Here is a 20,799-nt window from a genome sequence, read left to right on the forward strand (position 1 = left end):
GCGCCCGCCTCGTGCTCAGCCAGGATGCCGATGATCTGTTCGTCCGTGAATCTTGTTCGCTTCATTGTCCGTCCTCACGTTAGGTCGGACTCTAATCAACGGTGGAGGAAAAATCCCGTGGCAGGTCAGATGGCCTGCACCAACCGCATGGAAATATCGAAGTCCGACCGCGTTTTCGCGTCGTCCCCTTTCTTCTTCTTAAATTCGAGGTACTTTTCTGCAATTGACTGCAACGTTTCGGGCTTGCCTGCTAAGTCGTCCCCATCCATCGGTGGCAGGTCGGTGGCCACCATTCCCGCAAAACGGGGATCACCCGCTCCAAGAGCAGGGTATTCCCCGGTCAGATCACCGATGAGACGCCGATATTGTTCGATCTTTGCCATAGCGATACCGCGACAGGCGTGTCTGATCGCTCCTAGATCGGCCTTGCCTCCGCTGGGTAGTAAGGGGGCCAAGAGTTCGTTTGCGTCGCTCTGCACCGTTTGACTGAACTTGCCTGACTTGAGCTGGCCTTGGTATTCCTCGATCAGCTTGGGCAACCCTTCAGCCTCTTCGGCAACATCCAGATCATCGACAAACACGAGGTTGTACTCCAGCGACCAGTTCAGCGCCCGCTGGAAGTACGCCTTTATCTCGGCGTCAATGTCCTCGATGCTCGGGCCATCCTGCATTCCAAGCCCCTGAAAATACACGTCCAACGAATTGCTTAGATAGCGACACCTTAGCGTCGCCTCCTTGCGATGAACAGTTCTCAGAGAGGTCGAGACCTCGGCCCGACCAACCTTTTTGACGAGGTGGCGGGGCACGGCCATGCGAAAATAATATGTCGTGCCGCGAAGCACTAGATGCGGAGTAATGCCCATCCTTGGCGCTCCCACTGTAGCAGTGTTCTGTAGCAGGAGCCGGATTTGCCAGTTTCGCTCTTGGAAAACTGTATTTTGACCAGTGGGTTACAGGTCAAGTGGCGGAGACGAAGGGATTCGAACCCTCGAAACGGTTTCCCGTTTACTCCCTTAGCAGGGGAGCGCCTTCGACCACTCGGCCACGTCTCCGCCGACGGGTATATCCCCGCTCCGCTCCGAAGTACAAGATCGATTCCAACCCAATCGCCCAATTTTCTGCCAGCCGCACCCGGCTAAGGAACAGCTTGACATCTCTTGCCCAAAGGTCACTGTGCGCGCGGTGTGAATGTTAGCGCAAAACAGGCTTTTCAGATGACCCGAAACAAACGCCCTATCCGCTCTGTCGCCTGTCTTGGCGAGGTGATGATCGAACTGATTGCCGACAAAGACGGCGCGGCGCAGCTTGGCGTGGCGGGGGATACCTACAACAGCGCGGTATACCTCGCGCGGCTGTTGCGACCGGCGCAAGTGCCGGTGTCCTATGTTACCGCCCTGGGGAATGACCCTTACAGCCTGCGCATTCTTACGGCGCTGACCGCACATGGGATTGACGACACGCTCATAGAAACCCGCCCCGGCATGATGCCCGGCCTTTATGCCATCGACACCGACGAACACGGCGAGCGCAGCTTTTCCTATTGGCGCTCGGCCGCCGCGGCCCGCACCCTGTTCACGCCGCCCTGCACGATTGCCCCCACGGCGCTGGATGCGCTCGACATGATCCTTTTGTCGGGGATTTCTCTTGCCATTCTCCCGCCCAAAAGCCGTGACCGGCTGATCGCCTATCTCCAGCAGTTCTCGGCCAATGGCGGAACCGTAGTTTACGACAGCAATTACCGCCCCGCCCTGTGGGAAGATGTGAATACCGCGCGCATGTTGACGGCGCGCATGTGGCAAGGCGCCGATATCGCGCTGCCCTCCGTGGATGACGAAATGGCGCTGTTCGAAGATGCCAGCGAAGACGCCGCGCTAGAGCGGCTGAAGAGCTATGGGATCACCCGGGGCGCCCTCAAACGGGGGGCCCAGGGACCGCTGGATCTTTCTGGCAAACACCCGACGCCGCCCGCCCCCGGATTTCCGGTCGATGTGGTAGACAGCACCGCCGCCGGCGACAGCTTCAACGCTGGCTATCTGGCAGCCTTGATTCAGGGCCACGATGACAGCACTGCCATGGCGCGGGGCCACGCACTCGCCGCGCGGGTGATCGGGTGCCGGGGTGCCATTATCCCGCCCGACCGGATGCCTCAGGACTGACGCACCACCAGCACCGAACAGGGTGCGTGTCGCGCTACCCGGGCCGAATTCGGCCCTTGCAGCTTGTCGATCAGGTCAGGCTTGTGCGCCCCCAGCACCACCAGATCCGCCTTGGACCGAGTGGCGGCATCCAGAATCCGCTCGTAAACCGTTCCCACTTCGACAATGTGCTGCACATGTCCGAAATCCGGCAGGGTCTCGGCCACCAGCGCGTGCAGCTTTTCGTTCGCCGCCTCGGCCGCCGCCTTGAGCGTGCCTTCCTTGAAATACGACCCCACGATCGACATGCCGTAATCCGGCACCACGGTAACAACGCTTAGCGTCGCCCCGTAATGCTTGGCCAGGTCCGCCGCCTGAAGCAGCAATTTCTCTTCCGACTCTCTTTTATGCGTCAGGTCGATGGCGCAGAGCACATGTTTGGTCATGCCATTTCTCCCGTTGGTTCCTTGCGCTGACGCCGCCGCTGGGCAAGGGCCACAAGCCCCAGAAGCAACAGCGCCGGTATGTACATGATCTCTTTGGGAAACTGATCTGCCGGCGCCTTGACCGACGCGATCACCACCGGATCGTCGGCATAAAAATCAAACCCCTGCATCGTATCCGCAAAGGGCGTACCGAACATGGGTTCGTCCAATTTCACGGCCCCATCCTCTTCCATCAGCAACAGCCCGAATTCGGTCAAACGGTCGCTGCCCGATCCGTCGCCGACGATTTTCAGAACCAGCGTAGTTTCCTTCATCTCGCCGCTGTCAAAATCCGGCCCCGCCACGATCACACGCAATTCGGATCCATCCTGCGCCGCCTCCAGCGCCATTTCCAGCCGCGCCGGTTCGACCATCTCGAACGGAGGCTGAATGCGGTTGATCAGGTAATCCGGCCGGAACAGGGCAAAGGCCACCACCACCAACAGCACGCTCTCGTGGATCCGGCTGCGGGTCAGGAAATAGCCCATCGTGCCCGCCGTAAAGACAAGGATCGCGATCGTGGCTACCACGGCGACGGTTATCCCCTGCACCCATCCGACATCGATCAGCAAAAGATCGGTGTTGAAGATGAATACGAATGGCAGCGCCACAGTGCGCAGCGAATAGAAGAACGCGATAAATCCGGTGCGGATCGCATCCCCGCCCGACACGGCGGCGGCGGCAAAACTGGCCAGCCCCACGGGCGGTGTCACATCCGCCATGATCCCGAAATAGAACACGAACAGATGCACCGCGATCAGCGGCACGATCAGCCCGTTCTGCGCGCCCAGTTCCACCACAACGCCCGCCATCAACGACGACACCACGATATAATTCGCTGTCGTCGGCAGTCCCATACCCAGCACAAGGCTCAGCAGCCCGACCATCACCAGCATCAGGATCAGGTTGCCACCTGACAGAAACTCGACCAGATCGGCCATCACCTGCCCCACTCCGGTCAGCGTCACCGTGCCCACGATCACGCCCGCCGTTGCGGTGGCAAGACCGATCCCGATCATGTTGCGTGCGCCGTCGATCAGCCCTTGCAACAGGTCGCCAAAGCCAGCCCTGAACGCATCGCCAAGGGCACCCTCGCCACGGAACATCGCTTTCAACGGGCGCTGGGTCAGCAGGATGACAAACAACAGCATCGTCGCCCAGAACGCCGAAAGGCCGGGCGATTTCTGTTCGATCATCAGGAAATAGACCAGAACGATGATCGGCAACAGGAAATACAGGCCCGTCTTGTAGATTTCACCCACCACGGGCAATTCCACGTCCTCGGCATTGGGGTCATCCGGTTCAAGGTCCGGTCCCTTGGAGGCAAGCCACAAAAGCGCGACGTAAACCAGAATGATCAGCGCCGTCAGCACAAGCCCGGACGAGGGCAATGTCGACGTGATCCACCGCACCGGGTACTGCACCCCATAGCTCAGCCCGGCGAAACCCGCGAAAAACAGTGCCATTCCACCAACGGTCTTGCCCAGGCTCACCACCCGGTTGCCCAGCGTCGGCATATTGTTCTTAACCGCCTCAAGGTGGACGATATAGACCAGAGCGACATAAGAGATTGCCGCCGGCAAAAAGGCGTGCGTGATCACCTCGACATAAGAGATACCCACATATTCCACCATCAAAAAGGCGGCGGCCCCCATCACCGGCGGCATGATCTGCCCGTTGACCGATGACGCCACCTCAACCGCACCACCCTTTTCGGCGGAAAACCCGACCCGCTTCATCAACGGAATGGTAAACGTCCCGGTGGTGACGACATTGGCAATCGACGAGCCCGAGATCAGCCCCGTCGCGGCCGATCCGACAACCGCCGCCTTGGCCGGACCGCCGCGCAAATGCCCCAGCGCACCAAACGCCATCTTGATGAAATAATTCCCGGCCCCCGCCTTTTCCAACAGCGCACCGAACAGCACGAACAGGAACACGAACTTGGTGGATACCCCCAGCGCGATGCCAAATACACCCTCGGATGTGATCCACATATGGCTCATGGCCTTTTTCAGCGAAGCCCCCTTCCAGCGGATCACCTCTGGCATCCACTCGGAGGCCCCGAAGAACACGTAAACCAGAAAGATCATCGCGATGATTGCCATAGCCGGGCCAAGCGCCCGGCGCGCACCCTCGAACAGCAGCAGCAGGCCGACAAGGGCAAACCACTTGTCCATGTCATCCGCCAAACCGCCGGCATCAACGATCTTCTGGTAGAATATGAACCCGTACATCGCGATGCCCGCACCGACCAGCGCCATGACCCAATCCTGGACCGGAATGTAGCTGCGCGGCGAAGAGCGCAGTGCGGGATAGGCCATGAAAGCCAGGAAAATGGCGAAGGCCAGGTGAATCTGACGGCTGTTGTTGATCAGATCTCCCGGCAGCACGTAGTTCGAAATCGGCGAGGCCAGCAAAACCTGAAACAGCGACCACACGACCGCGACAACTGCCAGAAGCGTGCCAACAGGCCCCACCGGATTTCGTGCTCCGGCATCGGTGGACGCCACCAGATCCTGAAGTTCGTCCTCGCTCAACGCGCGGCTGCCGCTGTCTTTATCGGCCATGCAATCTCTCCCTGAAATCCGCTTTCGCAGCAACGGCGCGCCTCGGGGCGCGCTCCTTATTGGAAAAAGGGGCGGCGCACCGCCCCTTTCAGTCTTGAAAGTATCAGCCGGCCAGGATCACTCCATCCAGCCTTTTTCCTTGTAATACTTGGCCGCACCATCATGCAGCGGTGCTGAAAGACCGTCCCGGATCATTTCCTCGGGCTTCAGGTTGGCAAATGCAGGGTGCAGCTTCTTGAAGTCGTCAAAATTCTCGAACACCGATTTCACCACGGCATACACCGCGTCATCGCTGACATCGGACGAAGTGACAAAGGTCGCGCCCACACCGAAGGTCATCGTGTCATTGTCCGATCCGCGATACATGCCGCCCGGAATGGTCGCCGCGCGATAGAACGAATTATCCGCAATCAGTTGGTCAACAACGGGGCCATCCACCGTCACCAGCACGGAATCACAGGCGGTTGTCGCCTCCTGAATCGATCCCGAGGGGTGGCCAACCGTATAGACCATCGCGTCGATCTGGTTGTCACACAACGCCGCCGACTGTTCCGCCGCCTTCAGCTCGGTCGCCAGCGCGAAATCGTCGGTGGACCAGCCCTTGGCAGCCATCAGCACTTCCATCGTGCCGCGCTGGCCCGAACCCGGGTTGCCGATGTTTACACGCTTGCCTTTCAGATCATCGAAATTCGTAATGCCGCTGTCGGCACGCGCGACAACGGTGAACGGCTCGGGATGCACCGAAAAGACCGCGCGCAGGTTTTCGAAAGGTCCGGCATCGGCGAATTTCGACGTGCCGTTATAAGCGTGGTACTGCCAGTCCGACTGTGCAACGCCGAATTCCAGCTCGCCTTCACGGATGGTGTTGATATTGTAAACCGATCCACCCGTGGACTCGACCGAGCAACGGATACCGTGTTCCTTGCGCCCCTTGTTCACCAGACGGCAGATTGCGCCGCCTGTGGGGTAATACACGCCGGTCACGCCTCCGGTGCCGATGGTCACGAAAGTCTGTTGCGCCGCGGCCGCGCCGCCCAGCGCCAGGCTCACTGCCGTCGCCAGGCCGCAAATTGTTGTTTTGATGTTCATTTTCGATTTCTCCCGTCTGTTTTTTGACACGGCGCATTGCAAACGCCGTCTTTTGTACACCCTAAGCTGGCCAAAGTTATTTCGGCTGTCACCCAAAAACTAATGTTTTTTTTTGCGCGATCCAGTAAGCGTTGTTGTCCTTTCTCAAATCTTCATACGACTTGATTCGCGCCCGCGCGCCCGCGCCGCCCTGATCCACCAAAAGCGCCAGCAAAGTTTCCAGCACCGCCATGACGCCACTGAAACAACCAAAATGATGGGTCGTGATTACCGAGGCCACCAGCGTTTCATGGGCCGAAAACTCGGAACTGATCACGTCACTGTCGGACACCATCACCAACCGAACCCCCCGCGCCAGGGCAAATTTGCACGCCTCGATAGTTTCACGCGAATAGGGTGTCACGCTGATCGCGATCATTACGTCCCCCGGCCCCGCATGGTTCAACTCGTCAATCGCGCTGTTCATGTGGCGCGGTATTAATTGCAGCGTTGGCAGAGCCATACGTCCGACGTAATGAAAATAGTAGGCCATTGCATAGCTGGCCCGCACCGCCGTCAGGTACACGTTCTCTGCCTCCAGAAGCATCTGCACCACCCGGCTCATGCGCGCCGGGTCTTGCCGCTCCAGCGAGCGCTGCACGATCGACATCGCATTCATCGACGCTTCGGCCTGCACCCGCCCCAGGTCGCCGCTGTCATGCAAGCTATCGATCCAGCCGGGACGCTCCATCACTGGCACGGCTGACACCAGCGCCTGCCGGAACGGTTCGCGCATCTCGTCATAGCTGTCAAATCCGCTGCGTTCCGCCATTCGCACCAACGTATAAGTGCTGACACCACACTTGCGCGCGGTCTCCCGGATCGGGTCCAGCCCGAAATCGGACGGGTGGTCCACAATGTATTTTGCGACTGTGCGCAACCGTGGAGACAGATCCGGCAAAATCGCCTTCAGATTTGAAATCGTTCTGTTTTTAAGCGTCGGGTCCATGCCGAATCGCCCTCCGTCACGGAATATTCGAAAAACATACGTTATTTTTCGTCCCCGTTGACTGTTTTTGGTTTTCCGCCATGCTTTTTGGCAGTTTTCACGCCCACCACGGGCCTAACGAGACCCGATATGCCAAAGCCCTTCATCATGGTCGCTCCCAACGGTGCACGGCGCACCCAGGCCGATCACGGCGCCCTGCCCGTCACCCTGCCGGAAATCCTGGCCACCGCCCGCGCCTGCCATGATACGGGCGCTCAGGGCCTCCACCTGCATGTGCGCGACGCATCGGGCGCGCATTCGCTTGATGCGGGCCGCTACCGCGAGGCGCTGGATGAACTCGCCCATGCCGTCCCGGACATGCGCCTGCAAATCACCACCGAGGCCGCCGGCCTCTACTCTGTCAATCAGCAGCTCGCCTGCCTTCGGCAGCTTCGCCCCGGCTGGGCCTCTGTCGCCGTGCGTGAAACTGCCCGCGATCCCGATCTTGCCCCCCGCGTCTATGCCGCCTGTGCGGATATGGGATGCGAGGTGCAGCACATCCTTTACGACACCGGCGACATCGCCCTGCTGCAAGACTGGCAGTCGCGCGGCATCGTGCACCCCGATCAAACCAGCGTGCTGTTTGTCCTTGGCCGCTACAGCGCCGGGCAAATCTCGGACCCGTCCGACCTGTCACCATTCCTGACCGCCCTTCCCGACGCCCCCCAATGGATGCTCTGCGCCTTTGGCCCGCGCGAACATGCCTGCCTGGTCCACGCCGCGCGGCTGGGCGGCAACCTGCGCGTCGGCTTTGAAAACAGCCTTGTTGACGCGACCGGTTCGCCGCACGCCGACAACGCCGCCTCTGTTGCCTCCCTCATCCAACAGCTCGAAAGGGCACCGACATGAGCCACGTCTTCCCCCGTCACTGCCATGCCGCCGCCCCCATCGCCGCAAAAGGGGACGGCTGTTTCCTCGTCGACTCGACCGGCAAACGCTATTTCGACGGCTCCGGCGGCGCTGCTGTGTCCTGCCTGGGCCATTCAAACCAACGAGTGACCCAGGCGATCAAGGACCAGTTGGACAGGCTCGCCTTTGCCCATACCGGCTTCTTCACCTCGGATCCCGCCGAAGACCTCGCCGACCTTCTGATCGCCAACGCGCCGGGAAATCTGGACCGGGTCTATTTTGTCTCCGGTGGCTCGGAAGCCGTCGAAAGCGCGATCAAACTGGCGCGCCAATTCCATATCGAGAACGGCGAACCCCAACGCCGCCACCTGATCGCGCGCCGCCAGTCCTATCACGGCAACACGCTTGGCGCGCTGGCTGCGGGCGGAAACGCATGGCGCCGTCAACAGTTCTCGCCCCTGTTGGTGGATGTCACCCATATCGCGCCCTGCTACGAATATGCCGAGCGAGGGGCGGATGAATCGCAACACGCCTACGGCCAGCGCGTGGCGCAGGAACTCGAAGATGAAATCCTGCGCCTCGGCCCCGATACCGTCATGGCCTTCATTGCCGAACCCGTTGTCGGTGCCACCCTTGGCGCCGTCCCCCCTGTCGAAGGCTACTATGCCCGTATCCGCGAGATTTGCGACAAATACGGCGTGCTCCTGATCCTGGACGAGGTCATGTGCGGCATGGGGCGCACCGGGCATCTGTTTGCCTGTGACGCCGAAGACATCGCGCCCGATATCCTCTGTATCGCCAAGGGTCTGGGCGCGGGGTATCAGCCCATCGGCGCCATGCTGTGTTCCAGCCACATCTACAACACCATCGCCGCCGGCACCGGGTTTTTCCAGCACGGCCACACCTATCTTGGCCACCCTGTCGCCGCCGCCGCCGGGCTTGCGGTGGTGCGCGAGTTGCTGGACAACGATCTGCCCGCACAGGTGCGCGCGCGGGGCCAGTATCTTCAAACCCAGCTCCGCCGCCGCTTTGGCCAGCACCCTCATGTCGGCGACATTCGCGGGCGCGGGCTGTTCTGGGGTATAGAATTCGTTGCCGACCGCGAGACCAAAATGCCATTCGATCCGGCACTTGGCCTTGCAGGCAAACTCAAGAAAGCCGCCTTTGCCAACGGTCTGATCTGCTATCCGATGCCCGGCACACGCGACGGCAAACACGGCGATCACGTGCTGCTTGCGCCGCCCTTCATCGCCACCGAAGCGGAACTGGACGGCGCACTGGCTTGCCTTGAGACCGCGATACGCGAGGTGTTTCCGGGCTAGGGTCAGGACCCATCAATCCTGCACCACTGGCGCCAAATCCACGAAATATCGGTGGTTTGGCGCGCGCCGGACATAGTGGCTCTGTTTCCAAGCGTGCCAAGCCGCTGGGATGAAGTGGATTTGGCGTCCTGCGGATTTGACGGATTTGCCGCCTGACGTCCTTTCAATGCCTTGAAATAGAACCACTATTCCTGCGGCATTGTACGTAGTCAGACAGCAAATCTGTTAAACCAGTGGCGCAGGACTAATGGGTCCTGAGCCTAGGCCATCTCCTGCCAGCGGGATGGCGAAACAAGGGCCGGACCTGCCACTTTATCGCGCCAGGTCCAGACGAAATCAGACCGCTGCGCCCAGCCTCTCAGGAGCGCCAGCCCCCCGCAGCGGGCAGGCGATTGCCGGAGCACCTGCGGCGCTGTTAACCCGGCCCAGGTGCTTTGCGTGCACCACCTTACTCTCTCTCAACCGGAGGAAACCGATACACCTTGTCCGCCACGGTCCAGTCCATGTGATTGCGCACATATTGCTGGCTGGCATCGCTGGGCGGGTTGTAATCCCAATGCTCCCCCGCCCCCGCCGCCATCGCGGCATGAAGCGCCCGGCGCGATTTCTGCGTGGCCATCACATCGGCGCGCAGCTGCCCGCTATCCCAGCGCCGCGCCACTTCCTCTGCAAACGCCGCTGCGGCCTCGCCGTAGGCCGGGTGTGCCGCCACGTTGACCTTTTCCAACGGGTCCACCGACAGATCAAACAACATCGGAGGATCAGGGTCACAGTGGATGTATTTCAACGATCCCCGCCGGATCATGAACACCGGCCACGGCGTCATCTCGGCGCAGTATTCGCCAATCGCCTCATCCACCGGATCATCCTCGCCCCGCGCCAGCGGCAACAGGCTGCGCCCATCCACCGGCTCGCCCAATACGGTCTCATCCGCCCCGGCGATCTCAAGGAAAGTCGGCAACAGATCAACCAGCGAACAGGCATTTCCCGCCGCGCCCCGCGCCACCCCCGGCCCGGCCATGATCAGCGGCACGCGGGCCGAATGCTCAAAGAAGTTCATCTTGTACCATAACCCGCGCTCGCCCAGCATGTCGCCGTGATCGGCGGTGACGATCACGATCGTGTTGTCCAACTCGCCGATCTCTTCCAGCGTCCTGACGATCTCGCCGATCTTGCTGTCGAAATAGCTCACATTGGCCAGATACCCGTGCCGCGCCCGGCGCACCTCGTCCTGGCTCAGCGGTGTATAGCTGGCCTCGATCCCGTCCATCACCCGGCGCGATCCCGGATCCTGCTCTTCGGGCGTCAGCACGAATTCCGGCAGATCGATGTCGTCGTCGTCATACAGATCCCAGAATTCAGGCCGCGCCACATAGGGGTCATGCGGGTGAATGAAACTCGCCACCATCAGGAAGGGCGATCGATCCCCCCCCGTCCGGGCGCGCCCGATATTCATCAGCCAGCGCCGCGCGGCAAAACCGACCTCCTCGTCGTAATCGATCTGATAGGTCGCCTGCGCCACACCGCTTTCCTTGACGGTCTGCATGTTGTGATACCACTTGTCGATCCGCTCGTCGGGCGCTTCCCAATCCGGTGTCCAGGCAAAATCGGACGGGTAGACATCCGTTGTCACCCGGTCCTGAAACCCGTGTTTCTGGTCGGGGCCGACAAAATGCATCTTTCCCGACAGGCAGGTGCGAAAGCCCTGCGCGCTCAGGTAATGCGCGAATGTCGGCACCGCCGCGCGAAACTCGGCCGCGTTGTCATAGGCCGCAATCCGGCTGATGAGCTGCCCGGACATGAAGCTGAAGCGCGAAGGCGCGCAAAGCGGGCTGTTGCAATAGGCGGCGTCAAACCGCGTCCCCCTGGCGGCAAGCGCATCCATATGCGGGGTTCTGGCCGTTCGGTGGCCATAGGTGCCGCAGAAATGCGGCGCCAGCTGGTCGGCCATGATGACCACGATATTGGGGCGTTTTTCCATGTGCTTTCTCCTTTTCAAACCATTGCATTTTCAGAACCGCCAGGCCTGGCGGCGGCTGATAATGCATCGGCTTGATCCTGGGATGCCCCGGGGACGGATCGGCGTTCATGGCATCTGCCCTGCAAGAATACCCTTCTGACCAGGACCATGGCGCGCGCGCGCCTCCCCGGTCAAGCGTCCTCTAACTTGAACTTTGCCACCGCGCGAGGCACTCTGAAAACAGCGTTACCCGCAAGGAGAGCCCCATGGCCAGCAAACCTTTTCCTTTCCGCCCCTTTGGTGCCTGCCTTGCTGCGGCTCTCGCCGTTTCAACGGCACAACCGGTCCGGGCCGAAGATGAAACAGTCACATGGAAGCAAGACGTGCGCGGCTGGTATATAGGGGTCGACCGCACCACCGATGATGGCTGCTTCATGGTCACGTCCTATGATGGCGGCGCCCTGTTGCGGGCGCAGTTCTTTCCGCAAGAGGGAGATTTCGGCCTGATGGTGGGTAATGCCGACTGGCGCTCGATCGAAGGCGAAAAGCTTTACGAAGTCGCCCTGGACGGGCAATGCGCGCGGGCTCTGGATTGGCAACATCCCCTTTCTCGTGGTCGATGTGCCTTTCGAAGGGGACAAGGCCAACAAGTTCATTGACGAATTCATGCGCATGACCGTCGTGAATTTCACCTATCAGGGCGACAGCATCGCCCGCCTGAAACTGACCGGCACCTATGTGGCGATGCAGGAAACCATGGACTGCCAGATCCAGATGTTTGATGCCGGCACCGGCGGCGACCCTTTCCGCAACAAACGCAACTCCGGCTCGGGCGCGGATCCGTTTCAATAAACCGCGCCCCGCGCCATTGCACGATCCAACCGGCAATCCCTGATCCAACCGATACGCATCATTGCGCCTCGACGGCCTGATGCCACGACTCACTGGACAGACCCGTCCAGGATGCGGCTACATTGGATAAACATGTCCAGTTCCCGCCAGACGGCGCTTGTGGCAGGTTCCGACCAGGGAGGAAGCACGTGAAAACCCATTACCGTGCCGTTGTGATCGGCGGGGGCGTCGTTGGCACCTCGGTCCTTTACCACCTGGCCAGGTTCGGCTGGAAAGATGTCTGCCTGATCGAACGCTCGGTGCTGACCGCGGGATCCAGCTGGCACGCCGCCGGGGGCATCCACGCGCTCAACGCCGATCCCAATATCGCCGCGTTGCAGGCCTATACCATCGACCTTCTGTCCGAGATCGAGCGCGAATCCGGTCAGGACATCAACCTGCACATGACCGGTGGCCTGACGCTGGCAGGCACGCCAGACCGCTGGGAATGGCTGCAATCGGCCTACCGCACCTTCCAGTCCATCGGCATCGAAGATGTCCGGCTGGTCACACCGCAAGAGGCGGGCGAGCTTTGCCCGATCATGTCCACCGATGGCATCCTCGGCGCCATGTGGGCCGACCGCGAAGGCTATGTCGATACCACCGGCACGGTCCACGCCTATGCCGGTGCCGCGCGGAAATACGGTGGCGAGGTGATCGAACATAACCGCGTGCTGGAACTGCACCAGGTTGATGGCGGTTGGCAGGTCGTCACCGAAAAGGGCACGATCCACGCCGAAAACGTCGTCAACGCCGCCGGGCTCTGGGCCAAGCAGGTGGGCCGCATGGCCGGGATCGAACTGCCGGTGTCGCCGCTCAACCACCACTACCTGATCTCCGACAGTATCCCGGAACTGGAACAGATCGACTTTGAGGTGCCGATGACCGTCGATCTCGAAGGTTTCACCTATATGCGTCAGGACCAGAAAGGCATCCTTCTGGGCATCTACGAGGTTGATCACGACCACTGGATGATGGACGGCGCGCCCTGGGAATACGGGTTCGAGCTTCAGCAGGAAGACACCGACCGCATCGAGAAAGAGCTGATCCTGGGTTTTGAACGCTACCCCGCCCTGCAAGAGGTGGGTGTGAAAACATGGGTCAACGGCGCCTTCACCTTTGCCCCCGACGGCAACCCGCTGGTCGGTCCGGTGCGTGGCAAACCGGGCTATTGGTGCGCCTGCGGGGTGATGGCGGGCTTTCTTCAGGGCGGTGGTGTGGGCAAGTCGCTGGCCGAATGGATGATCCACGGCGAACCCGAGGCCGACGTGTTCGGCATGGACGTGGCGCGCTTCGGCGACTACGCCCAAAACAAGCGTTTCATCAGAGAGACAACAGGCCAGTTTTATTCCCGCCGCTTCGTGATGACCTATCCCAACGAACAATTGCCCGCCGGACGCCCGCTGAAAAAGGCACCGGCCCATGACGCGATGACGGCGGCGGGCTGCCGCTGGGGGGTCAGCTATGGGCTGGAGGTGCCGCTCTATTTTGCGCCCACTCCCGGATTTTCCGAAACCCCCACCCTGAAACGCTCCAATGCGTTCGACATCGTCGCCGCCGAATGCCGCGCCACGCGCCGGTCGGTCGGCCTGCTCGACATCTCCGGCTTCTCGCGCTTCGAAGTTTCCGGCCCCGGCGCCCGGGTCTGGCTGGACCGGATCATGGCGTCGCGCCTTCCCGAACCGGGCCGCGCCCGCCTTGCGCCGATGCTGGCGCCCGACGGACGGCTCAAGGGCGATCTTACGGTGTTCAACTGGGGCGACGGAACATGGTGGATCATGGGCAGCTATTACCTGCGCGAATGGCACATGCGCTGGTTCCACGATCACATGGACACCGCCGTCGTCCTGCGCGACATCTCCGACGCCACCACCGGGTTCAGCCTGTCCGGCCCCGACGCCCGCAAGGTGATGGCGCGCGCCACGGACGGCGCCTTCACGGACCTGCCCTTCATGGGCTGCGGCACCTTCGATATCGGCCTGCTGCGCTGCAAGGTCGGGCGGCTCTCGGTCACTGGCGAACTTGGCTATGAAATCCACTGTTGCGCCGCCGAACACATCACCCTGCGCGAAACGCTGCTGGCGGCGGGGGCCGGGCTTGATGTGCGGGAAATCGGCTTCAACGCCATGCTCAGCCTGCGGCTTGAAAAAAGTTTCGGCATCTGGAGTGCCGAATTCACCCAGGCCTATACGGCGGCGCAAACCGGCCTGGATCGCTGGATCGCATGGGACAAGGGCGATTTCATCGGCCGCGATGCCGCGCTGGCCGAACGCGACGGCCATGGCCCCGCCCAGCGGCTCGTCACGCTGGAAATCGACGCCACCGATGCCGATGCCAGCGGCTATGAACCGGTCTGGAACGACGGCAAGCGCGTCGGCTTTGTCACCTCGGGCGGATATGGCCATACGGTCGGGAAATCGCTGGCCATGGCGATGCTGGAACGCGACCTGGCCGAAATCGGCACGGAACTGACCGTGCATGTTGTGGGCGCGGCCCGGCAGGCCCGCGTGATCGCGCCTTCTCCCCATGATCCCGCTGGCCGGGCGATGCGGGGCTGATCATGGGCCCTGGCCCGCGCCAGGGCGCTCCCCACGCGCCAGCCGCGCGATCAACACCTCTCGACCTTTCGGCGTGAGCCGGGCATTCTTGTGCATGTTCACTCGGTTCTCCCTGATGAGCTTCGGTTGTAACAAACTTCAGCTTCTCAGAGGTGGATCGACTCAACAACTGATGAGAACTCACGCCTACGGTCAGGACCCATCAATCCTGCGCCTGGTTTGACAGATTTGCTGTCTGACTACGTACAATGCCGCAGGAATAGTGGTTCTATTTCAAGGCATTGAAAGGACGTCAGGCGGCAAATCCGTCAAATCCGTAGGACGCCAAATCCACTTCATTTCAGCGGCTTGGCACGCTTGGAAACAGAGCCACTATGTCCGGCGCGCGCCAAACCACCGATATTTCGTGGATTTGGCGCCAGTGGTGCAGGATTGATGGGTCCTGACCCTAGCTCAACAGCCGTGCCAACTGCGCACAGCCCTGTGCGGCCCGCTCCGTCTTGCCGTCCTTCAGAAACCCCTCGACCCGACGCAGCGCCTCGCCGGTCCCGATCGAGTCAAACGCCAGATGCGGGTTGTAACGCTTGCGGCGCAGAACAAAATACTGCACCTCACGATCCTCGGCACCAAAGGAATACTTGTAGGCTTCGTTGCCATGACAGAAATCATACAGGGTCATGCCGTTTTCGATGGCCCATTTGATGCTGTGAAAATGCAGGGCCGCCCCGATGAACGGGTCTCTGGCCGCCACATCGCGGCCGGCGATGATGAAATGCACCCGCCCCCGCGCCCGGTCCACCACATGGCCCAGCGCGCCCAGCGTGCGATCCTCGCTGCGCAACAGCGGCAGGTACAGATCCCCCTGCGCCTGCGCCGCCATCAGCACATCGCCATAATTGCCCGCCGCCTTCAGCGCCGACGCGGTTCCCTTTTCCTCTTCCCAGCGGCCCATCCACAAATCCAGCAAGGCGGTGATGTCCGCCTCGGCGCTGTGCGCATCCGCCACCTCGAACCGCACCTGCCCGCTGCCGATCCGCTGGCGCTGGAACCGGTGCCATTTCTGACGACGATTGGCGCTGACCTGCTCATTCAGATAGGTCTCGAAATCATCCGGCAGACTGACCTGCGGACACACCAGGTTGTCGGTCTCGCCATTGTTGATCCTGTACTCCCGGAACGCGCCCACACAGCCGCGCCGCTCCATCGCGTCAACGAACATTTTCGCGCGCCGCTCCTGTGCAACATACCGCATCGACAGCCGCGTCCAGGGCAGTTGCGCCAGCTTGACCGCCACCGCCTCCAACCCCTGCGCCTCAAAGCTCGGATGACACAGGAAACCGGTGTATTCGCTCCACAACAGCCGCCCGCCCGCTTCGATCTCGGTGTGAAACTCTTCCTGGCTGCGGCTCCAGTGCACCCGGTACTTCAGCGGCAGGATGCACATCACCTCCTGCGCGTCCTCGGCCTCGCGCACCACCAACACGCTCCAGCGAAACGCGTTGTCGCGAAACGCCCGCGCCAGCCAGTCCCAGCTCAGGAACACGGTCGATTCAGGGTCCAGCGCCAAAAGCCGCTCCCAGGCCGGTTTCAATGCGCGAAACCCGGCCCAGGTATCCACGACATCCACATACAATCCATTGCGGTCCACGCTGGCGGCATCATGTTTCATGCGCTCATCTCCTCTGGCAGCAGCCCGGCACGGGCATACCCCTCTCTCAGGATCCCCACAAAGACCTGCTCGGCCTCCTCGTAGTCGCGCGCAATCGGCGCGGTCAGTCTGTTGCGGTCGGCGAAATGGCGCCCCACCCGGCAGATCTGCATCGCAAATTCCGGGTGCACCCCGGCATCGTCGTATTTGCGCACCTTGGCCTTGCTCAGCCAGCCACGCTTGCGCGCTTCCTTGACGATCAGCCCAAGACGCTGCGCGCAATGAAAGGTCAGGTAAAGCGACAGATAGCCCATGTAATCTTCAAGCGGCACGCCGCAGGCGGGATCGAACCCGTCCCGCACGATCCGCTCCATGTCTTGGGGCGACACGGTCCAGGCCTCGTCCCCGATCAGCCAGGCCAGATCCTCGGCCCCGTGACGCGCGCCGCAATATTCAAAGTCGAACCAGCGCAGCACGCCGTCCCCGCCAATCGCCGCGTTGCCGGACCGGCAATCCCATTTCACGAATTGGCGCCCCGGACGATCCAGCGCCGAACAGAATGCGTCCCGCTCCAGCCCCATGATGCGCCCTTCGGAATACTCGGCCAGCATTTCTGGGCCGCGCGCCAGGTTTTCCACCCAGTCCCGGTTCTGTCCCAGATGCGGTATCGCATCCTGCAACCCGGCCGCCCGTCCCGCCGCCTGAATGCGCAGGATCGAGGCCACCGCCTCTGCCGCCAGGTCCAGCCGCTGCCCGGGCTCTGCCAGGGCAATCTCCATGTTCAGCCGCCGTCCGCCCACATCCGACTGGAACATGATCTCGCCATCCACGCCCAGACAGCGCGGTTGCAGATCGCATTGGCCTTCCAGCCGCCGCAGCACAAACGCCTCCAGATGCGTGCGCCGGAAATTGGGGCGCAACGTGGCGATCACCATGCGATCCGGCAGGTGCACGCGAAAACTCGCCCGCCCCGATCCCCCCGGCGCCGAAACCCGCTCCACCCGCTGCCCAAACAGCCTTTCCGCGCTGGCCACGATCCGGTCTATTCGCTTGTTTCCGGCCATCTTGGCCTCCCTGCTCACCTCGCAACACCCCCGCGCCTTGGCGCCGGGACTCTAACCTGACCCCGGTTGATAGCCGCAAAATCCGACAGGAATGAGGACAAGCTGGGGCAATGCCACGCCGCCAGGATGATTCGGCACCCATTGCGGCTCACCCCGATTCGCAATTGGTTCCGAATCGCGCTCAATCCCCGGCGACTTAAGGGGGACTGTTTCCAATTCAACCGGGATTTTTGCCAGAAGTGGCCAAATTTGAACGAAAATTTGTCAAGAATGGGGCGCGCCTCTTAGGCTCCGTCCATTCGGCACCTTGCGTGCCCGCCACGATTTTTGTGGCAGTTTCAACCCGTGTGAGAGGGGGCCTCACCGGGACAGTGGATTGAACGGAGGCACGAACATGGCACGGCGTTGGTTTACAGACTGGCAGAACAACTGGAACAGCGAAGACATCGTTTACGATCCTGACGGAACCGGTGGGTCGGGCACCAAGGGCAGCGGCACCAAAGGCTCCGGCTCTGGCGGCTCCGGGTCGAAGGGGAGTGGCACCAAAGGCTCCGGATCGAAGGGATCGGGCACCAAAGGCTCAGGCACCAAAGGCTCCGGTACCAAAGGCTCTGGCACCAAGGGATCCGGCACCAAGGGCTCGGGGACCAAGGGATCCGGCTCTCGTGGCTCCGGCACCAAAGGGTCCGGCTCCAAGGGATCGGGCACCAGGGACAACGGCTCCGGCAAGTCAGATAGTTGCGGGAGTGGCCGTGACAGCGCCAGTTCAACCAAATCCTACCACAATGGCGGTGTCGAAGGTGACAGCTTTGCCGTCTGGTACGATGCGCAGCTGGCAACGGAATTCGATGCCGCAGACGAGCCGGAAACCATCACGGTTCTGGATCTGTCCGATGCGGGCGCGGCCTTTACCATCAATGTCGGCCAAAACCCCGACACCGGCCTGTGGGGCGGTTCCGTCGAATTCCGCGACGAAAACGGCGATCGCGTGGCCTGGGGGCATTTCAGCGACGTCAATGAAATCCGCCTGCCCGAAGACCCGACCAGCCCGACCTACACGATCGAAGATCTGGACGTGATTGACATGGAGGGCCACGGCCCGGGACTGCCACCGAAAGTCTCGCTGGATCAATACCTGACGACAGAAACCGTCGAAGACCCTGACGATGACGGTGGCGACGACGATTGCGACGGGACCGGGACAGAAGGCTCCGGCACCAAGGGCTCCGGCACAAAGGGCTCCGGCTCTAAGGAATCGGGCACCAACGGTTCCGGCTCCAAAGGCTCCGGCTCTAAAGAATCAGGCACCAGCGGCTCCGGCTCCAAAGGCTCCGGCTCTAAGGAATCGGGCACCAACGGTTCCGGCTCCAAAGGTTCTGGCTCTAAGGAATCGGGCACCAACGGCTCCGGCTCCAAGGGCTCCGGCACCAAAGGATCGGGCAGCAGCGGAAGCGGCACATCCGGTTCAACGAGCAAGGCCGTGGCGGCCGGACTGCCGGAATTTGTCCCATCGCCAGAGGATCAGGAATACGTCACGCTTGACGACGTGATGGCGCTGATGACCAATAATGTCGATGAAAACGCCTCGGGCGGCACCAGTTCCGGTACCGGCGATGCAGAAGACGATCTGATCCAGATGATCTGACACCCCAATCCGCCGGGCCGGCCCAACGGCCCGCCCGGCCTATTGCCAGGCGATCACATTGCCCGCGCCGTGCCCTGCCGCGGCGCGGGCACTATGCACGATACGCGCCACCACGTTCAGCTCTTCCACGATCAGCGCACCGCGATGGGCGCCGGAAAACCCGTCTGCAAAGGCCGCCAGAACTTCCGCGCCACGCTCGGGAAACCGTTCCGCCAGGCCAATATACCCAAGAACATAGTCCCAGCCACGCGGCCGCATCTGAGCCTGCTCAAAATCGCAGCCCATCAAGTGGCCCTCGGCGCCGGTCACGAAACTGGTCAGTGCCGTGTCATTGCGTGACAACGTGCGTCCGCAAAGCGGGATTTCCGACAGGATTTCGCGGGCCACCGCTATCCGGCCCGGATCCAGGGAATGCCCGAACTGCCGCAAATAGGTGTACCAGTTACCACATGCCGTTTCGCCAGGCACCACGCTATCCAGTTCCGCCAGCCATTCTCCCATGCGGCGGGCAAAGGCAACAGGTGTTCCGGGTCCATTGCGTTCAGCGCCTGCCACGGGTGCCGACCACTCACACAACAAAAAGCGGGGGCCATCCGAATAGGCCAGAATGCGCGGCACCAGCCCGCTTTCACGCAGGGCGCACAGCGCGGTTTTTTCGCGTTGATAGGCGCGGTCGGGCAGATCGGTGTCAAACAGCTTCAGGAATGCCCGCCGCCCTCCGGCACGCACTTCCAGCGACAGCGTGCCGTGACGCATCTTCAGCAGGTCAAATTCCAGCGCCGCCCCCGCCTTTCGGCCAGAGACGATCCGCGCGACCGCATCGAACCGCCCGTTCAGCCGCGCGCGAACCAGGTCGTGCCATTGGCCCTTTTGCGGCTGCGCCACCAGGGCGCCTGCATCTCGGGTCATGTTCATCTGGTGCCCTCCGGGGCAGGGACATGCCCTGTCAGCCCGTCTTCAGCCTCTAGTTTCCGCTCCCGGCTTTTCGCGCCAGGGTATTCATCGTGCAGGATCGCGGGAAAATCGGGTCAACATAGGGTGGAATCGGGGATTGATTGCGGCAATTCACGGGCAGCATGACGCCGCGGAACCCCGGCTTGATTCCGCCTGCGCCGCCTGCCGGGTCATTCTGAAACGATTTGTCACACCTCCCCAGTATTGGGTATGGGCGCTAACACTCCCGGCCCGTTTACCGACCGTGGTCTTTGCCGCGAAATCAGGCGCGTCCCAAGCCCTTGCAAACGCAGTAAATTTTCTGTGAAGCGGCAAATTATTTACAAACTCGTTCCGGTAAATGGAAAATATTTTACAAAAACCTTGTTATGTTTCCGTACCTTATTTCCTTATTTTCACACCTGCGTATGATCCATACGCATCTGGATAATGCCCGATGATTGATTGGGCAGATCATGTCCGGAGCCGAAATTCACGCCCGAGGAGAGGAGCCTCCATGTCGTCTGAAACCACTGAAACCCGCAGCTACCCCCCCTCCCCCGAGCTTGTCGCGCAGGCGCATGTGGATGGCGCGACGTATGATGCGATGTATGCGGCCTCGG

Annotated in this window: 16 protein-coding genes and 1 tRNA gene; 7 read left to right on the forward strand and 10 right to left on the reverse strand. The window is 61.4% G+C overall.

The genetic code is table 11. The features are described 5' to 3' along the window. Positions 1–125 precede the first annotated feature (125 nt). Together I3253_RS19540 and I3253_RS19545 are read right to left on the reverse strand one after the other, a co-directional pair. Positions 126–863, reverse strand: a complete 738-nt coding sequence (locus I3253_RS19540; protein ID WP_197919472.1) for a DUF6538 domain-containing protein — start codon at positions 861–863, stop codon at positions 126–128. 99 nt (positions 864–962) lie between these two features. Next, positions 963–1,052 (reverse strand) — tRNA-Ser (locus tag I3253_RS19545). 162 nt (positions 1,053–1,214) lie between these two features. On the opposite strand from I3253_RS19545, the gene I3253_RS19550 reads away from it, so the two are divergent. Beyond that, positions 1,215–2,156, forward strand: a complete 942-nt coding sequence (locus I3253_RS19550; RefSeq protein WP_232237246.1) for a sugar kinase — start codon at positions 1,215–1,217, stop codon at positions 2,154–2,156. Here I3253_RS19550 and I3253_RS19555 read toward each other — a convergent pair. The 4 genes from I3253_RS19555 to I3253_RS19570 form a co-directional block, all read right to left on the reverse strand. Beyond that, positions 2,147–2,581, reverse strand: a complete 435-nt coding sequence (locus tag I3253_RS19555; RefSeq protein ID WP_197919473.1) for a universal stress protein — start codon at positions 2,579–2,581, stop codon at positions 2,147–2,149. The genes I3253_RS19550 and I3253_RS19555 overlap by 10 nt on opposite strands. Beyond that, positions 2,578–5,190: a TRAP transporter permease gene (locus I3253_RS19560; RefSeq protein ID WP_197919474.1), complete on the reverse strand. Its 2,613-nt coding sequence runs from the start codon at positions 5,188–5,190 to the stop codon at positions 2,578–2,580. The genes I3253_RS19555 and I3253_RS19560 overlap by 4 nt, the downstream gene beginning before the upstream one ends. Before the next feature lie 117 nt (positions 5,191–5,307). Further along, on the reverse strand, positions 5,308–6,279 hold the full coding sequence (locus I3253_RS19565; RefSeq protein WP_197919475.1) for a TAXI family TRAP transporter solute-binding subunit: 972 nt from the start codon (positions 6,277–6,279) through the stop codon (positions 5,308–5,310). Between the two features lie 88 nt (positions 6,280–6,367). Continuing rightward, positions 6,368–7,267 (reverse strand): MurR/RpiR family transcriptional regulator, encoded by a 900-nt coding sequence (locus tag I3253_RS19570; RefSeq protein WP_197919476.1) that lies wholly within the window; start codon positions 7,265–7,267, stop codon positions 6,368–6,370. A 129-nt stretch (positions 7,268–7,396) separates the two neighbouring features. On the opposite strand from I3253_RS19570, the gene I3253_RS19575 reads away from it, so the two are divergent. After that, the gene (locus I3253_RS19575; protein ID WP_197919477.1) at positions 7,397–8,155 is read left to right on the forward strand and encodes a BKACE family enzyme; all 759 of its coding nucleotides are present in this window, start codon (positions 7,397–7,399) and stop codon (positions 8,153–8,155) included. Then, positions 8,152–9,477 carry an aspartate aminotransferase family protein gene (locus tag I3253_RS19580; protein WP_197919478.1) on the forward strand — a complete coding sequence of 442 codons (1,326 nt, stop codon included), beginning with the start codon at positions 8,152–8,154 and terminating at the stop codon, positions 9,475–9,477. Before I3253_RS19575 ends, I3253_RS19580 begins: the two co-directional genes overlap by 4 nt. Before the next feature lie 448 nt (positions 9,478–9,925). Here the strand turns inward: I3253_RS19580 and betC are convergent, their stop codons facing one another. Next, a complete protein-coding gene (gene betC / locus I3253_RS19585) occupies positions 9,926–11,458 on the reverse strand; it encodes a choline-sulfatase (RefSeq protein WP_197919479.1) in 1,533 nt (510 codons plus the stop codon). A 245-nt stretch (positions 11,459–11,703) separates the two neighbouring features. Here betC and I3253_RS19590 point away from each other — a divergent pair, with 245 nt between their 5' ends. From I3253_RS19590 to I3253_RS19600, 3 genes are all read left to right on the forward strand, one after another. Further along, complete coding sequence (locus I3253_RS19590) at positions 11,704–12,096, forward strand: hypothetical protein (RefSeq protein WP_197919480.1); 393 nt, start codon at positions 11,704–11,706, stop codon at positions 12,094–12,096. Between the two features lie 7 nt (positions 12,097–12,103). Beyond that, entirely contained in the window at positions 12,104–12,289 is a 186-nt protein-coding gene (locus I3253_RS19595; protein ID WP_197919481.1) for a hypothetical protein, read from the forward strand. A gap of 188 nt (positions 12,290–12,477) precedes the next feature. Next, positions 12,478–14,886 (forward strand): GcvT family protein, encoded by a 2,409-nt coding sequence (locus I3253_RS19600; RefSeq protein WP_197919482.1) that lies wholly within the window; start codon positions 12,478–12,480, stop codon positions 14,884–14,886. Positions 14,887–15,334: 448 nt separating this feature from the next. Here the strand turns inward: I3253_RS19600 and I3253_RS19605 are convergent, their stop codons facing one another. Further along, positions 15,335–16,555, reverse strand: a complete 1,221-nt coding sequence (locus tag I3253_RS19605; protein ID WP_197919483.1) for a GNAT family N-acetyltransferase — start codon at positions 16,553–16,555, stop codon at positions 15,335–15,337. After that, positions 16,552–17,598: a phosphotransferase family protein gene (locus I3253_RS19610; RefSeq protein WP_197919484.1), complete on the reverse strand. Its 1,047-nt coding sequence runs from the start codon at positions 17,596–17,598 to the stop codon at positions 16,552–16,554. The genes I3253_RS19605 and I3253_RS19610 overlap by 4 nt, the downstream gene beginning before the upstream one ends. A 394-nt stretch (positions 17,599–17,992) precedes the next feature. On the opposite strand from I3253_RS19610, the gene I3253_RS19615 reads away from it, so the two are divergent. Next, the gene (locus tag I3253_RS19615) at positions 17,993–19,243 is read left to right on the forward strand and encodes a hypothetical protein (protein ID WP_197919485.1); all 1,251 of its coding nucleotides are present in this window, start codon (positions 17,993–17,995) and stop codon (positions 19,241–19,243) included. A 39-nt stretch (positions 19,244–19,282) separates the two neighbouring features. Here I3253_RS19615 and I3253_RS19620 read toward each other — a convergent pair whose 3' ends face one another. Continuing rightward, positions 19,283–20,158, reverse strand: a complete 876-nt coding sequence (locus tag I3253_RS19620) for a phosphotransferase (protein ID WP_197919486.1) — start codon at positions 20,156–20,158, stop codon at positions 19,283–19,285. Positions 20,159–20,799 lie beyond the last annotated feature (641 nt).

The organism is Thiosulfatihalobacter marinus (assembly GCF_016019955.1).
In the GTDB taxonomy this organism is placed as follows: domain Bacteria; phylum Pseudomonadota; class Alphaproteobacteria; order Rhodobacterales; family Rhodobacteraceae; genus Shimia; species Shimia marinus_A.